The 14,368-nt window shown below is 63.1% G+C and carries 14 protein-coding genes; 8 read left to right on the top strand and 6 right to left on the bottom strand.

All coding sequences use genetic code 11. From position 1 onward, the window contains the following. The first annotated feature begins 158 nt into the window (after positions 1 to 158). On the top strand, positions 159 to 608 hold the full coding sequence (locus tag FSY59_RS21285) for a MerR family transcriptional regulator (RefSeq protein WP_029158467.1): 450 nt from the start codon (positions 159 to 161) through the stop codon (positions 606 to 608). On the opposite strand, the gene FSY59_RS21280 is transcribed toward FSY59_RS21285, so the two are convergent. Beyond that, positions 593 to 1,279 (bottom strand): type 1 glutamine amidotransferase domain-containing protein, encoded by a 687-nt coding sequence (locus FSY59_RS21280; RefSeq protein ID WP_148729624.1) that lies wholly within the window; start codon positions 1,277 to 1,279, stop codon positions 593 to 595. The genes FSY59_RS21285 and FSY59_RS21280 overlap by 16 nt on opposite strands. Positions 1,280 to 1,572: 293 nt before the next feature. Here FSY59_RS21280 and FSY59_RS21275 point away from each other — a divergent pair, with 293 nt between their 5' ends. Together FSY59_RS21275 and FSY59_RS21270 are read left to right on the top strand one after the other, a co-directional pair. Beyond that, positions 1,573 to 2,373, top strand: a complete 801-nt coding sequence (locus FSY59_RS21275) for a MetQ/NlpA family ABC transporter substrate-binding protein (RefSeq protein WP_148729623.1) — start codon at positions 1,573 to 1,575, stop codon at positions 2,371 to 2,373. Positions 2,374 to 2,377: 4 nt separating this feature from the next. After that, on the top strand, positions 2,378 to 3,481 hold the full coding sequence (locus tag FSY59_RS21270) for a DUF6817 domain-containing protein (protein WP_148729622.1): 1,104 nt from the start codon (positions 2,378 to 2,380) through the stop codon (positions 3,479 to 3,481). A gap of 118 nt (positions 3,482 to 3,599) precedes the next feature. On the opposite strand, the gene upp is transcribed toward FSY59_RS21270, so the two are convergent. The 5 genes from upp to FSY59_RS21245 form a co-directional block, all read right to left on the bottom strand. Then, positions 3,600 to 4,232 carry a uracil phosphoribosyltransferase gene (upp, locus tag FSY59_RS21265; protein WP_003053872.1) on the bottom strand — a complete coding sequence of 211 codons (633 nt, stop codon included), beginning with the start codon at positions 4,230 to 4,232 and terminating at the stop codon, positions 3,600 to 3,602. A 111-nt stretch (positions 4,233 to 4,343) separates the two neighbouring features. Then, positions 4,344 to 5,318, bottom strand: coding sequence for a threo-3-hydroxy-L-aspartate ammonia-lyase (locus FSY59_RS21260; RefSeq protein ID WP_043373650.1), 975 nt, complete (start codon positions 5,316 to 5,318; stop codon positions 4,344 to 4,346). Positions 5,319 to 5,499: 181 nt separating this feature from the next. Then, positions 5,500 to 6,396: an enoyl-CoA hydratase-related protein gene (locus tag FSY59_RS21255; protein WP_148729621.1), complete on the bottom strand. Its 897-nt coding sequence runs from the start codon at positions 6,394 to 6,396 to the stop codon at positions 5,500 to 5,502. Positions 6,397 to 6,489: 93 nt separating this feature from the next. Next, on the bottom strand, positions 6,490 to 8,064 hold the full coding sequence (locus tag FSY59_RS21250) for a methyl-accepting chemotaxis protein (RefSeq protein WP_148729620.1): 1,575 nt from the start codon (positions 8,062 to 8,064) through the stop codon (positions 6,490 to 6,492). Between the two features lie 260 nt (positions 8,065 to 8,324). Next, a complete protein-coding gene (locus FSY59_RS21245; RefSeq protein WP_019042846.1) occupies positions 8,325 to 9,851 on the bottom strand; it encodes a helicase HerA-like C-terminal domain-containing protein in 1,527 nt (508 codons plus the stop codon). 80 nt (positions 9,852 to 9,931) lie between these two features. On the opposite strand from FSY59_RS21245, the gene FSY59_RS21240 reads away from it, so the two are divergent. The 5 genes from FSY59_RS21240 to rlmH all read left to right on the top strand — a co-directional run bounded on the left by FSY59_RS21240 (position 9,932) and on the right by rlmH (position 14,289). Beyond that, positions 9,932 to 10,651: a YebC/PmpR family DNA-binding transcriptional regulator gene (locus FSY59_RS21240; RefSeq protein WP_043373644.1), complete on the top strand. Its 720-nt coding sequence runs from the start codon at positions 9,932 to 9,934 to the stop codon at positions 10,649 to 10,651. After that, a complete protein-coding gene (gene purD / locus FSY59_RS21235; RefSeq protein ID WP_019042844.1) occupies positions 10,648 to 11,940 on the top strand; it encodes a phosphoribosylamine--glycine ligase in 1,293 nt (430 codons plus the stop codon). Before FSY59_RS21240 ends, purD begins: the two co-directional genes overlap by 4 nt. Then, complete coding sequence (hemF, locus tag FSY59_RS21230) at positions 11,940 to 12,893, top strand: oxygen-dependent coproporphyrinogen oxidase (RefSeq protein ID WP_019042843.1); 954 nt, start codon at positions 11,940 to 11,942, stop codon at positions 12,891 to 12,893. Before purD ends, hemF begins: the two co-directional genes overlap by 1 nt. A 250-nt stretch (positions 12,894 to 13,143) precedes the next feature. Then, positions 13,144 to 13,821 carry a ribosome silencing factor gene (rsfS, locus tag FSY59_RS21225; RefSeq protein ID WP_003053898.1) on the top strand — a complete coding sequence of 226 codons (678 nt, stop codon included), beginning with the start codon at positions 13,144 to 13,146 and terminating at the stop codon, positions 13,819 to 13,821. Further along, the gene (gene rlmH / locus FSY59_RS21220; protein ID WP_003053899.1) at positions 13,822 to 14,289 is read left to right on the top strand and encodes a 23S rRNA (pseudouridine(1915)-N(3))-methyltransferase RlmH; all 468 of its coding nucleotides are present in this window, start codon (positions 13,822 to 13,824) and stop codon (positions 14,287 to 14,289) included. The last annotated feature ends 79 nt before the right edge of the window (positions 14,290 to 14,368 follow it).

Genomic DNA, 14,368 nt, shown 5'->3' with positions numbered 1-14,368 from the left:
AGTGCCGTGCAAGGCGATCTGACCGTTGGTACCCGAATGGATCTGCGCTTCCGTTCCTTGAAGAATAGGCTTCACCAGCCTCGACGACCGGGAATGACGCAAGCGTAAGCTTGAAGCTTGGTTCAAGGTCAAGCGCGGATTGCGCGAGAATGGCGCACATGAAGATCGGAGAACTCGCCCAGCGCACAGGTCTGGCCGCATCGCGCATTCGTTTTTACGAGCGCATCGGCCTGCTGGGCGTTGCCCAGCGCCAGGCCAATGGCTATCGCAGCTATCCCGAAGAGGCGGTGCTGGCGCTCAGGCTGATTGCCACGGCGCAGCGGGCCGGCTTCAGCCTGCAGGAGCTGCGCCAGCTGCTGCCCGAGGATCTGGAGAAGTGGCAGCATGACGAGTTGCTGGCCACGCTGCATCGCAAGCTGCAAAGCATCGATCTGATGCTGGCACAGCTGACGCAAAATCGCGCCGAACTGGGCGAGCTGATCGCCCAGATCGAGGCCAGACCCGAAGACATGGACTGCGCCGGCAACGCTCGGCGTGTGCTGTCGCAGATGCGCTTGCTGGGGCGGGACGAGGAGGCGGCGGGCCGGCCCGCTCAGCCCAGCAACTGAGCCACCTGCAGGGCAGTGGCCCGGGCCGACTGCGGGTTCTGCCCAGTCACCAACCTGCCGTCCGTCACGACCTTGGAGACAAAAGGCAGGCAGGCTTTCTCATACTGGGCGCCGCGCTGGCGCATCAGCGCTTCGGCGTTGTACGGCACTTTGCCGGCCACACCGGCGAGCCTTTCCTCCAGCCAGGAAAAACCTGTCAGCCTGCGTCCGGCGACCAGCAGCGAGCCGTCGGACAGGCGGGTTTCGAGCAAACCGCAATAGCCGTGGCAGACCGAGGCAACGACGCCACCGCGCTCATGGATGTCGCGCGTGATGCGCTGCAGTCCCTGCGAGGATGGAAAGTCCCACATCACGGCATGGCCGCCGGTGAAATAAATGGCATCAAAGTCTTGCGCGTCCAAGGCATCAGGGGCGGCCGTTTTGGAGAGCAGGGCCATGCGCGCTGCATCCGCGAGCCATGCCCTGGCCGTGGCATCCCGGTTCGGCCATTTCAGCGAGCGCGGCTCGAGCGGCGAGCGGCCGCCCAGCGGGCTGACCAGTTGCTGCGCATAACCCTGCCTGGCAAAGATTTCCCAGGCATGGCTGAGTTCCGACAGCCACAGTCCGGTGGTCTCGGCAGGGTCATCGTAATGGGCGACGTTGCTGACAACGTGAAGAATGCGACGAGGCATGGGGAGTCTCCTGTGGCTCCCAACTTAAGCTTGAAGTGCAGTTCAATGTCAAGCATGCGGTGTGCTGGAGGTATTCCTGTTTTGATAGCTTTAATCGCTTGTTAGGTAAGGGATTGATCCGGTCTTTATAGATATTTTCCGAGCCGCGCTGCCAGCCATCCTGCTTTGTGATGGGGGCAGGCCTCAGCCTGGCTGCCGAGGTTTGCTTTATGCGTTAAGTTTCAAGCTGCTGTCCCTGAGCGTGCACATGCTTGGCGGACCCGAGTTTCCCGGATTTGTCTTGAAAGGTGCCCATGGTGCACAAGCGTTCTCTCGTAAAAGCCCTGGCAGTTGCCGCCCTGGTACCTGCCGCATTGCTGGCCCAGGCCCAGGATCTGGCCGTGACCGTCGGCGTGACGGCCGGCCCCCACGCCCAGATTGCCGAAGTGGCCAGGCAGGTTGCGGCCAGGCAGGGCCTGAAGGTCAGGCTGGTGGAATTTGGCGACTTCATCCAGCCCAATGCGGCGCTGTCCACCGGCGATCTCGACGCCAACATCTACCAGCACCAGCCCTTCCTCGATGCCCAGAACAAGGACCGTGGCTACAAGCTGGTGCCCGTGGCCAAGGCCGTGAACCAGCAAATGGGCGTGTACTCCAGAAAGGTCAGGAAGCTGGCCGATCTCAAGAGCGGCGCGCGCGTGGGCATTCCCAACGATCCCACCAATGGCTCGCGTGCCCTGATGGTGCTGGCCAAGCAGGGATTGATCACGCTCAAGGCCGATGCCGGTGCGCGCGCCTCGGTGCTGGACATCACGGCCAACCCCAGAAAGCTCAGGTTTGTCGAGCTCGAAGCCGCCCAGCTGGCCCGCGCCCTTGATGATCTGGATGCCGCGGCCGTCAACAGCAGCTATGCCGTGGCAGCCGGCCTGTCCCCCCAGGGCGACTCGCTGGCGCTGGAAGATGTGAACACGCCTTATGTGACCGTGCTCATCGTCACGCGTGCCGGCCACGAAAACAGCAAAGGCTTGCAGGCCTTTGTGAAGGCCTACCAGTCACCCGAGGTCAAGGCCTTTGTGGAAAAGACCTTCAAGGGTGCCTACACAACTGCATGGTGAGCGCATGAATCAGCCCTGGAATCAACTGGATGAGGCGCTGTTCGAACGCGCCAAGACCTTGCTGGACGAGGAATGGCTGAGCCGTGACGCCGATCTGGCGCCGCTGCTGCCTGTGGTGCTGGAGCGCGGTGTGGGCCAGGATTGGCACAAGGCCGGCACTTTTCGCCACCATCTGGCAGGTGTGGCGCGCTCTCTGGCACTGTGGCAGCAACCCAGGCAGGTGCGCCAGCTGGGTCTGCTGCACAGTGTCTATGGCAATGCCTTTGTCGATCTGGTCAAGTTCGATGCTGGCAACGAGCGTGAGCAGCTCAAGAGCCTGGTCGGGGAGCAGGCCGAGCATCTGGTCTATCTGTTCTGCACCATGAGCCGTACCCAGTTTGTGCAAAAACTGCTGGCGGGCGAGCTGGGAGCCGACGGCAGCCTGCAGATCGAGCGCAACGGCCCCGAGCCGCGCGAGACCATCAGGCTCACCGCCTATGAAGTGGCTGTGTTCGCGATTGTCAGCATGGCCGACAGCATGGAGCAGTGGTTCAGCTGGCAGGAAGACATCTATTCGCGCTTCCCGGCCGTGGACCACAGTCGTCAGCAGGCCGTGCACTGGGCGGCGTCGCTGTGGCCCGGCCCCATGCGTCCAAGCAGCCGCATGCTCAGCCAGATCAGCGGCCTGGGCCAGGCGCTGCAGCATCCTGCGCTCAAGACCCAGCTGCCGCTGCCGCCTGTGTTTGCGAGCTGCAGCCAGTTGCTGAGCGGGGGCAACGAGGCTGCGGCCGTGGCGCTGTACTGGTCGGTGATTCAGCTCGATCAGCCGCTGGTCGATCTGGATGCAGCCACCGCCACGCTGGAGCAGGCTGTCGCGCTCAACCCGTGGGTGGGCGAGCCGCAGATGGTGCTGGCCCAGCTATACCTGAGCGCGGGCCGCAGCGCCGATGCCACTCGGGCCGCCGAGAGCGCGCTGCAGTGCTTTTGCACCTGGGGCAATGCCTGGGACAAGCGCGTGCAGTGGGATGCCTGGATTGCCTGGACGCGTATCTTGCTGCAGTCGGCCCGGCAGGACAGCTGGCCTGCTCGGCTGGACAAGCTCAACAATATGGCGCTGAATCAGATCTGAACCGGATCTCATATTGATAGCTGTCAGCGTTTGATACATAAGCGCTGCAGGCTGTTTTGAGCATGAAAAAAGCCCCAAGGCCTTGCGCCTGGGGCTTTTTGTTGGCAAGCAGCCGTGCTTACTTGGTGCCGAAGATACGGTCGCCCGCATCACCCAGGCCGGGCAGGATGTAGCCATGGCTGTCCAGTTCGCGGTCCACGGCGGCGGTGTAGATGTCCACGTCGGGGTGGGCGGCCTGCATGGTCTTCACACCTTCGGGGGCGGCCAGCAGGCACATGAACTTGATGGACTTGGGCGCGCTCTTGTCCTTGAGCTGCTGCACGGCCGCCACGGCCGAGTTGCCGGTGGCCAGCATGGGGTCGACCACAATCACGTCGCGCTCGCCCATGTTTTCGGGCATCTTGTAGTAGTACTCGACGGGCTTGAGCGTCTCCGGGTCGCGGTACAGGCCAATGTGGCCGATACGGGCGCCGGGCACCACGTTGAGCATGCCATCCAGGAAGCCGTTGCCGGCGCGCAGGATGGAGACCAGGGCCAGCTTCTTGCCGTCGATGACCTTGCCCGTCATTTTTTCCATGGGCGTCTCGATCTCGATGTCCTGCAGCGGGAAGTCGCGCGTCAGCTCATAGGCCATCAGGGTGGACAGCTCGCCCAGCATGCGGCGAAAGCTGTTGGTCGATGCTTCCTTGCGGCGCATCAGTGTCAGTTTGTGCTGGACCAGAGGGTGGTCGATCAAATGCAAAGTGCTCATGTTCTTGGTCTTTGTGGTGAAGGCAGGCAGGCCCGCTTGTGGCGGGCTCGTGCTTGCAAAATGGAGATCAGGAGGATGCGGGCCGGGCCGCAACGGACGCTATTTTCGCTGTCACTCGGACAGCAGGCTGGCAAAACGCTCTAAATCCACATTGCCGCCACTGATCACGATGCCCGCGCGCTTGCCCTTGAGCGGCAGACCGCCGTTGATGGCGGCAGCCAGCGAGAGCGCGCCCGTGGGTTCGACCACGATTTTCATACGCTCGGCATAAAAGCGCATTGCCTGGACCAATTGCTCGTCGTTAACGGTCAGCACCTCGTTCACGCGCTGCTGGATGATGGCAAAGGTCAGATCTCCCGCTGCCTGGGTCTGGGCGCCGTCGGCAATGGTACGCGGCGTGGCAATCTTGACGATATGGCCGGCACGCAGCGACTGCTGCACATCGTTGCCGGCTTCGGGCTCGACGCCGATCACCTTGCATTGCGGAGCCAGGGCGTTGGCGGCCAGCAGACTGCCCGAGAGCAGACCGCCGCCGCCCAGGCAGACAAACAGATAGTCCAGGTCCGGCACTTCCTCCAGCAGTTCCTTGACGGCCGTGCCCTGGCCGGCGATCACGTCGCGGTGGTTGTAGGGCGGGATCAGGGTCATGCCGCGCTCGGTCGCCAGCTTGTCGGCGATGGCTTCGCGGTCTTCGGTGAAGCGGTTGTAGGTGACGACCTGGGCGCCATAGCCGCGCGTGGCCGCCATCTTGGAAGCTGGTGCATCCTCGGGCATGACGATCAGGGCCGGCATGTCCAGCAACTGGGCCGCCTGGGCAATGGCCTGGGCATGGTTGCCGGAGGAAAAGGCCAGGGCGCCGCCCTTGCGCTGCTCGGGCGTGAACTGCGCCAGAGCGTTGTAGGCGCCGCGAAACTTGAAGGCGCCTATGCGCTGCAGGTTCTCGCATTTGAAGAACAGGCGCGCACCCAGCTGTTCGTCCATGGTGCGGCTGGTCAGCACCGGCGTGCGGTGGGCTACGCCCTGAAGGCGCTGGGCAGCGGCCACGACATCGTCATAAGTGGGCAGGGGGGCGTTGTTTGTGCTCATGGCAAGACAGGCTGGGGTGGTACTGAATCCATGATAACGGCGCCTCGCCCACTTCAAGCCGATTTGCTGCGTTGCGGTTCGGCTACCTGTCGATGGCGCTCAGCGGGCCATCGAGAAGATAGAGGAATACGAGAAGAAAAGGCACATAAACCTTTACTGGCAAGTGCTGGTAGCTATTTAATCAGGAGTAATTGCCCGCTGGAGGCAGTGCTGGTGCAAACGCCTGCAGCGGCTCCAGCGGGGGGAAATCGCCGGCGCGCTTGGCCTGCATGGCACTCACGGCCTCCATGACATGGCGGTTGCTCCAGATGCCGCTCTGCACCCAGCCCATTTGCTGCAGCGAGTCGCTCACGCTGTGGTCGCGCGCGTAATTGATCACCTGCTTGCTGCCCCAGATGGCCACGGGCGGCTTGGCCGCAATTTCGCGCGCGCAGGCGAGAGCTGCCGTGACGGTGGCTTCGGGCGTGTCGCAGACGGTGTTGACCAGACCGTGACTGGCTGCCTCCTGCGCAGTCATGCGGCGGCCGGTATAGGCCAGCTCCTTGACGATGCCCAGCGGCATCAGCTTGGGCAGGCGCTGCAGGCTGCCCAGGTCGGCGGTCATGCCGATATTGATCTCCTGCACGCAGAAAAAGGACTCGGCGCTGGCATAGCGTATGCAGGCCGTGGCCACCAGATCCAGACCGCCTCCCACGCAGGCGCCCTGGATGGCGCAGATCACGGGCATGCGCAGGGCTTCGATCTTGTTGAAGGTGGACTGCAGCTGGGCCAGGGTGTCGATGATGGCGGCGCGGCCCTCGGGCGTGCGGTCATTGGGCGCAAAGGCGGGGTCGGCGAAGGTCTCGAGTGCCATGCCGGCGCAAAAATGCCTGCCCGTGCTGCTGATCACCAGCGCGCGCGACTGGCCGCTGCGCTGCAGCGTATCCAGCACCAGGTCCAGCTCCTGCCAGAACCTGGGGTTCAGGGTGTTGAAGGCATCGGGGCGGTTGAGCACCAGATGGGCGATATGGTCGACCAGGTCCAGGCGAAAGCTGCTCAGACCGGCGGTCAGCAAGGTGTCGTCAGAGGTATGGGGCATGCCGGCATGGTGTCTTGCGGCGCCGAGCGGGCCAGTCACAAGCGTGACTGCCCCGGGCAAACCGGGGTGGACAGCCGGCATGCCCCTGCCGGTTCAGGCCGTCAGCGCCGGCGCCCTGTCCGCAGCCTGGACCTTGAACACGGACACCATGCCGGTCAGGCGCTGGGCCTGGTCGCTCAGCGAGACAGCGGCCGCCGTGGATTCCTCGACCAGGGCGGCATTTTGCTGCGTCATCTGGTCCAGGTTGGTCACGGCCTGGTTGACCTGGCTGATACCGTCATGCTGCTCCATGGCCGAGGCACTGATCTCGCCAATCATGTCCGAGACCTTGCCGACGCTGCTGACGATTTCCTCCATCACGCGCCCTGCCTGGGAGACCTGGTCTGCGCCTTCCTGGGCGGCGTCCACGGAGGTGGTGATGAGGGCCTTGATCTCCTTGGCCGCCTCGGCACTGCGGTGGGCCAGGGCGCGCACTTCGCCGGCGACCACGGCAAAGCCTCGGCCTTGTTCGCCGGCGCGCGCGGCCTCGACCGCCGCGTTGAGGGCCAGGATATTGGTCTGGAAGGCGATGGAGTCGATCACGCCGATGATGTCGGAGATGCGGTGTGCGCTGTCGCTGATGCGTCCCATGCTGCTGACCACGGACTGCACCACATGGCCGCCGCGCTGAGCGACCTGCGCGGCATTGCCTGCCAGATGGTTGGCCTGGCGGGCGGTGTCCGAGGCCTGGGCGACGGTGGCGGTCAGCTGTTCCATGCTGGCCGCGGTTTCCTCAAGATTGGCGGCGGTCTGCTCGGTGCGTGCAGACAGGTCATGGTTGCCGGTGGCGATTTCGGCCGAGGCGGTGCTGATGGAGTGCACGCTGGTGCGTACATCGCTCACCAGGCTGCGTAGCTGGGCTGCCATGGTCGAGACGGAGCTCAGCAGGCGGCCGAACTCGTCATGGCGGTTGTTGCTGGCGGTCACCGTGAGATCGCCCTGTGCAATGGCCTGGGTCAGCTCCACGGCTTCATTCAGGGGGTGGGTAATCGAGCGGGACAGCGCCAGCGCCAGGCCCAGTGCGGCAGTCAGCACCAGGGCCTGCACCGCCCAGGACAGCCAGATCGCTTTTTGCTGGTCTTGCTGCAGGTGAAGGCTGGCGGCGTCGCGCTGCTGCTCCTGCAGCTTCACAAAGTCCTGCAGGGAAGCGACATAACGGCCGATGGCGCCCAGATACTGCAGGCGGATGAAGTCGCGCATGGCTTCGATATCGCCGCTCAGCTTGATCTCCCGCGCCTTCTTGTTCAGCGCCAGAACTTCGGCGCGCACGGCTGCGATCTTCTGCAGGGCGGCCTTGTCGGCATCGCTTTGAGCCAGTTTGATGACCTGTGCCTGCAGCGCCCCATTGACGGCCACGCCTTCGCTGACACGCTCGTCCATGCGCTGGGTCAGCGCTTCGTCGGTGGTCATATTGCTGGTGAGCACGCGTTCGCCCGTAGACTCGGTGGCACCTTTCCACTGAAGGGCGAGATTGATGCGATTGTCATAGTCGGTCAGGGTCTGCATGCCGGCCTGCAGGGCCTGGGTGGACGAGTGCTGGTTCCACAGCGAGACGGCCAGCATCATGGTCAGAAGCCCGCCCAAAGTGCACCACAGCTTGGTGGATACACGCCATTGATTGAATTGCATTGGCTGAAAATTTGCAAAAGCACTGCCCGGCCCGAGCGAACTGGTGGTCTGCGGCAAGACTGGGCAGCGTGGTTAGCGTTGAGGAAAGAAGCGGCTGTGCCTGCAGGCAGCAGCACATGTCCAAGAGACTGGCGGCTGGCACCAGGGGATGGATTTATTATGTATCGTCATAATGACTGCCGCCTTGAGCGCTTTCTGTCCGACGGCTACAAAAAAAGGCCTGCTGACGCAGGCCCTTGGAGCGAGTGCACACCCTGGGATCAGCGCTTCTTGTTGCCCAGAATGCCACCCAGCACGCCGCGCAGAATCTCCTTGCCCAGGCTGTTGCCCACGGTGCGCACCGTGGACTTGGCCATGGTCTGCACCAGACCGTCGTGCTGGCCGCCGCGCGGGCCGGTACGGCCGAACAGCAGCTCCTTGAGTCCGTCCATCATGGAGTCCGTGGCGCCGCCTTGCGCGGCCGCTCCGGCCGCGGCAGGCGCATCGCCGGGCTTGGCGGGCACGGCGCTGGCAGTGCGGCCGCGCAATATCTCGAAGGCCGATTCGCGGTCCACGGCTTTCTCATAGACGCCGGCAACCAGGGAGCCCTCGATCAGCGCCTTGCGCTGCTCGGCCGTGATGGGGCCGAGCTGGCTGCCGGGCGGAATCACGAACACACGCTCGGTCACGCTGGGGCGGCCTTTTTCGTCGAGGAAGCTGATCAGGGCTTCGCCCACGGCCAGCTCGGTGATGGCGGCGGCAATATCCAGGCCCGGGTTGGGGCGCATGGTGGAGGCGGCCGAGGCCACGGCCTTCTGGTCGCGCGGCGTGAAGGCGCGCAAGGCGTGCTGCACACGGTTGCCCAACTGGCCGAGCACGCTGTCGGGAACGTCCAGCGGATTCTGGGTGACGAAGTACACGCCCACGCCCTTGGAGCGCACCAGGCGCACGACCAGCTCGATGCGCTCGATCAGCACCTTGGGCGCATCGTTGAACAGCAGGTGGGCCTCGTCAAAGAAAAACACCAGCTTGGGCTTCTCGGGGTCGCCGATTTCCGGCAACTGCTCGAACAGTTCGGACAGAAGCCAGAGCAAAAAGGTCGAGTACAGGCGCGGGGCATTCATCAGCTTGTCGGCCGCCAGCACGTTGATCACGCCCATGCCGCTGGCATCGGTCTGCATCAGGTCGTTGATGTCGAGCATGGGCTCGCCGAAGAAGCGGTCGCCGCCCTGGCTTTCGATGGTCAGCAGGCCGCGCTGTATGGCACCCACGCTGGCCGAGCTGATATTGCCGTACTGGGTGGTGAACTGCTTGGCGTTGTCGCCCACAAAGTTCAGCATGGCGCGCAGATCCTTGAGGTCCAGCAGCAGCATGCCGTTGTCGTCGGCAATCTTGAACACCAGATTTAGCACGCCCATCTGGGTCTCGTTCAGATTCAGCATGCGGCCGATGAGCAGAGGGCCCATGTCCGAGATGGTGGCACGTACGGGGTGGCCCTGCTCGCCGAACACATCCCATAGCGTTGCCGGGCAGGCCAGGGGCTGGGGCAGAGCCAGGCCGCGATCCTTGAGCGAGGCTGCCAGCTTGCCTTCGATCTTGCCGGCCTGGCTGATGCCGCTCAGGTCTCCTTTGACGTCGGCCATGAAAACCGGCACGCCGATCTGCGAGAAGCTTTCGGCCAGTTTTTGCAGCGTGACGGTCTTGCCGGTGCCGGTTGCGCCTGTGATCAGGCCATGCCGATTGGCCAGTCCGGGCAGCAGTACACATTCTGTGGCAGAGTGCTGGGCAATCAAAAGGGGTGAAGCCATTTCGGGTTTCCTCTGGGGGGGCATGCAGTCAAAAGTAAAATCGCTCCCGCTAGGTTAAATCAAATATCAAAGGATTCCCTGTGGCAGGACACAGCAAATGGGCCAACATCCAGCACCGCAAGGGTCGTCAGGATGAAAAACGTGGCCGCATCTGGACGCGCATCATTCGTGAAATCATGGTTGCCGCCCGCCAGGGTGGGGGCGATCTGAGCGCCAACCCGCGTCTGCGTCTGGCGGTGGACAAGGCCAAGGCAGCCAATATGCCGGCCGACAATATCAAGCGCAATATCGACAAGGCCACGGGCAACCTCGACGGCGTGACCTACGAGGAAATCCGTTACGAAGGCTATGGCATCGGCGGCGCGGCCATCATTGTGGACACAATGACGGACAATCGCGTGCGTACGGTGGCCGATGTTCGCCACGCATTCAGCAAGTACGGCGGCAATATGGGTACCGAAGGCTCGGTGGCCTTCCAGTTCAAGCATGTGGGTCAAATCATGTTTGCCCCCGGTACGGACGAAGAAAAAGTCATGGAGATCGCGCTGGAAGCTGGTGCCGAGGATGTGATCACCGATGACGAAGGTGGCATCGAGGTGCTGACGGCTCCCGGCGACTTTGAAGCCGTGCGTGACGCACTGCAGGCCGCCGGCTTTACCGCCGACATGGCCGAGGTGACCATGCGCCCCGAAAATACAATCGCTCTCGAAGGCGATGATGCAGCTCGCATGCAGAAGCTGCTGGACATGATTGAAGACTTGGATGACGTTCAGGACGTCTACCACAACGCAGAAATATGAAAATTCTTGTGATTGGCGGCGGTGGCCGTGAGCACGCTCTGGCGTGGAAGTTGGCCGAATCGCCCAAGGCGACCAAGGTCTATGTGGCTCCCGGTAACGGTGGCACAGCCCTGGCTGGCGGCAAGCTGGAGAACCTCGACATCACCGATGTGAAGGCTCTGCGCGAATGGGCCCAGGCCGAAAAGATTGCCGTGACGGTGGTGGGGCCCGAGGCTCCGCTGGCGGCTGGTGTGGTCGATGAGTTCCGTGCCCACGGACTCAAGGTCTTCGGCCCGACCAAGACTGCAGCCCAGCTGGAGTCTTCCAAGGCCTTTTCCAAGGACTTCATGGCGCGCCACAGCATTCCCACGGCGCAATATGAAACCTTTACCGACGCCGTCGCGGCCCACGCCTATGTGGATCGTCTGGGCGCTCCCATCGTCATCAAGGCTGACGGCCTGGCTGCCGGCAAGGGCGTGGTGGTGGCCATGTCGCTGCAGGAAGCCCATGATGCCGTGGACTTCATGCTGGTGGACAACAAGTACGGTGTTCAGCACAACGAAGGCGGTGCACGCGTCGTGATCGAGGAGTTCCTCGAAGGCGAGGAAGCCAGCTTCATCGTGCTGTGCGACGGCAAGAACGTGCTGGCGCTGGCGACCAGCCAGGACCACAAGCGCCTCAAGGATGGCGACCAGGGCCCCAATACCGGCGGCATGGGCGCTTATTCGCCTGCGCCCGTGGTGACGGCCGATGTGCATGCCCGCGCCATGCGCGAGATCATCCTGCCCACCATCCGGGGCATGGAAAAGGACGGCGTGCCCTACACCGGCTTCCTGTACGCGGGTCTGATGATCGACAAGGCAGGCCATCTCAAGACGCTGGAATTCAACTGCCGCATGGGCGATCCGGAAACCCAGCCCATCATGATGCGCCTGAAGAGCGATCTGGTGGATGTGATGCTGGCTGCCTGCGAAGGCAAGCTGGATCAGCTGGAGCTGCAATGGGACCGCCGCACTGCATTGGGCGTGGTCATGGCTGCTGCCGGCTACCCCGAAGATCCGCGCAAGGGCGATGTCATCACGGGCCTGCCCGCCGCAGCCGACGATGCCATGGTCTTCCATGCCGGCACCCAGCTGGGCGACGACGGCCAGCCCGTGACCAGCGGTGGCCGCGTGCTGTGTGTGACCGTGCTGGCCGACAGTGTCAAGCAGGCGCAGCAGAAGGTATATGACGTGGCACGTGGCATCCATTTCGATGGTGCCCAGTATCGCCGCGACATCGGCTTCCGCGCTGTCAAGAAAGCCGACTGATGACCCAGACATCCTCATCTTCTGTGGCTGATCAGCTGCCTGCGGCCGAGGTGCGTGAGTACCTGATGGGTCTGCAGACCCGCATCACCGAGGCGCTGGAAGCGATCGAAGGCGAGGGTGGTGCGCGGTTTCTGGCAGATGCCTGGCACAAGGAGCCGGGCGAGAAGCTGCAAGGCAACGGCGTCACCAGGATCATGGAGGGCGGGCGCGTGTTCGAGCGCGCAGGCTGCGGTTTCTCGCATGTGCGCGGGCCACAGCTGCCGCCTTCGGCCACACAGCACCGGCCCGAGCTGGCAGGGGCGCCGTTCGAGGCCATGGGCGTGTCGCTGGTGTTTCATCCGCGCAACCCCCTGGTCCCCACGGTGCACATGAATGTGCGCATGATCTCGGCCGGCCATGAGGGTCAGCCCAAGACCTGCTGGTTTGGCGGCGGCATGGATTTGACGCCGGTCTACGGCTTCGAGGAGGATGCCGTGCATTTCCACCAGAGCTGCCGTGATGCGCTGGAGCCATTTGGCGATCAGCTCTATCCGCGCTTCAAGCAATGGTGCGATGAGTACTTCTTTCTCAAGCATCGCAACGAGCAGCGCGGCATTGGCGGTATCTTCTTCGATGATTTCAGCGAACTGGGCCAGCAGCAGAGCTTTGCCATGCTGCGCTCGGTTGGCGATGCCTTTCTGAAGGCCTATCTGCCCATCGTGGAGCGACGCCGGGAGGCGCAGTACACTCAGCAGCATGTGGATTTCCAGCGCTACCGCCGTGGCCGCTATGTGGAATTCAACCTGGTCTGGGACCGAGGCACGCATTTCGGCCTGCAGTCCGGCGGCCGCACGGAGTCCATCCTGCTGTCCATGCCTCCTCATGCGGACTGGAGCTATCAGCGTGAGGATGCACCCGGTACGCCCGAGCGCGATCTGCTTGAAAAATACCTGATTCGCCGTGACTGGCTCTGAGGCACAGGCCTTTGTCCGGTAGGCCGGATTCCCCTGTTGATCGGGCATAAAGCCCTGTCAGCAGGGAAATTTTTAGAAAACTATAATTTCCATAGCTGGATGCGCGCTATTGACTGGCGCGTCAACCTTTTTCAATGCGTGAAGAGCACAGGCCCCTGGCGGTCTGGACGCCTATGCCAACCCAACCCTGATACGGGTGTGGCGCGGCACACGCTATATTGATCCCATCATTTACTGATTCCATCGCCTGATGACCACCTCCACCAAATCGGATTCCGCAGCCAAGCGCGACGTCACCAAACTCCAGCGAGCCATTGTTGACGGCCTCGAAGACGTCAAGGCCCACGACATCCAGGTGTTCAACACCGAAGCGCTGTCCCCGCTGTTCGAGCGCGTGATCGTGGCCTCGGGTACCTCCAATCGCCAGACCAAGGCACTTGCCTCCAGCGTGCGCGAAGCCGTCAAGGAAGCAGGCTTTCCCGTGCCTCGTCAGGAAGGTGAGCAAAACGGCGAATGGATCATCGTGGACTGCGGCTCGGTGGTCTGCCACATCATGCAGCCGGCCATTCGTCAGTACTACCGCCTGGAAGAAATCTGGGGCGAGACACCGGTGCGCATGAAGATCGGTGCCGCCAAGCCCAAGCCCGCCGAAGTGGCCGCCAAGAAGCTGGCCGCCAGGCAGGCCGTGGACAAGGCCGCTGCGGAAAACACCGTGGTCGAGAAAAAGCCTGCTGCCAGGAAGGCTGCGGCCAAGAAGCCAGCCACCAAGACAGCTGCCGGTGCCAAGCCTGCAGCCAAGAAGCCCGCTGCCAAGTCCGCCGCCGCCAAGACGGTCAAGACCGTGGTCGTCAAGCCCAGCACTCCTCGTACTGCCAAGCCGGCTGCTGCCAAACCCGCAGCCAAGCGTGCTCCCCGCGCCAAGGCCTAAATGAAGCTGACCATCGTGGCCGTAGGCCTGCATGTGCCCGACTGGGCGCAGACAGCCTACGACGATTACGCCAAGCGCTTTCCGCCCGAACTCAAGGTCGAACTCAAGGCCGTCAAGACCGAGCCGCGCGGCTCCAAGACGCTGGAGACCCTGTATGCGGCAGAGCGCAAGCGTATCGAAGCCGCCATCCCCAGGGGCACCCGCATCGTGGTGCTCGACGAGCGCGGCACCAATCTGACCACCAAGGCGCTGGCGCAGCGCCTCAAGGGCTGGCAGCTCGAGAGCGACGATGTGGCCCTGGTCATTGGCGGGCCCGACGGTCTGGACCCCGAGTTCAAGGCCGCAGCCCATGAGCGCATCCGTCTCTCCGACCTGACCCTGCCGCATGCCATGGTGCGCGTGCTGCTGATTGAACAGCTCTATCGAGCCTGGTCGGTCAATGCCGGTCATCCCTATCACCGCGAATAAGCGCTTGTGATCGGACTCTGCGTGCAATTTCACGCAGTGCGTGATACTATGATTTTGATAGCCTGTTGCGCTTTATATA

Origin of the sequence: Comamonas sp. Z3, assembly GCF_008121565.1 — a bacterium.
Lineage (GTDB): Bacteria > Pseudomonadota > Gammaproteobacteria > Burkholderiales > Burkholderiaceae_C > Comamonas > Comamonas brasiliensis.
The sequence above is the reverse complement of the archived record's forward strand: the minus strand, read 5'-3'. Positions and strand labels throughout refer to the sequence as shown.

Bases quoted from the DNA above. Each gene is read 5' to 3' on its own strand.
- hemF (WP_019042843.1), top strand. From the start codon at position 11,940: ATGACCCAGACATCCTCATCTTCTGTGGCTGATCAGCTGCCTGCGGCC.
- purD (WP_019042844.1), top strand. From the start codon at position 10,648: ATGAAAATTCTTGTGATTGGCGGCGGTGGCCGTGAGCACGCTCTGGCG.
- FSY59_RS21280 (WP_148729624.1), bottom strand. From the start codon at position 1,279: ATGCCTCGTCGCATTCTTCACGTTGTCAGCAACGTCGCCCATTACGAT.
- FSY59_RS21270 (WP_148729622.1), top strand. From the start codon at position 2,378: ATGAATCAGCCCTGGAATCAACTGGATGAGGCGCTGTTCGAACGCGCC.
- upp (WP_003053872.1), bottom strand. From the start codon at position 4,232: ATGAGCACTTTGCATTTGATCGACCACCCTCTGGTCCAGCACAAACTG.
- FSY59_RS21255 (WP_148729621.1), bottom strand. From the start codon at position 6,396: ATGCCCCATACCTCTGACGACACCTTGCTGACCGCCGGTCTGAGCAGC.
- FSY59_RS21285 (WP_029158467.1), top strand. From the start codon at position 159: ATGAAGATCGGAGAACTCGCCCAGCGCACAGGTCTGGCCGCATCGCGC.
- rlmH (WP_003053899.1), top strand. From the start codon at position 13,822: ATGAAGCTGACCATCGTGGCCGTAGGCCTGCATGTGCCCGACTGGGCG.
- FSY59_RS21250 (WP_148729620.1), bottom strand. From the start codon at position 8,064: ATGCAATTCAATCAATGGCGTGTATCCACCAAGCTGTGGTGCACTTTG.
- FSY59_RS21245 (WP_019042846.1), bottom strand. From the start codon at position 9,851: ATGGCTTCACCCCTTTTGATTGCCCAGCACTCTGCCACAGAATGTGTA.
- rsfS (WP_003053898.1), top strand. From the start codon at position 13,144: ATGACCACCTCCACCAAATCGGATTCCGCAGCCAAGCGCGACGTCACC.
- FSY59_RS21260 (WP_043373650.1), bottom strand. From the start codon at position 5,318: ATGAGCACAAACAACGCCCCCCTGCCCACTTATGACGATGTCGTGGCC.
- FSY59_RS21275 (WP_148729623.1), top strand. From the start codon at position 1,573: ATGGTGCACAAGCGTTCTCTCGTAAAAGCCCTGGCAGTTGCCGCCCTG.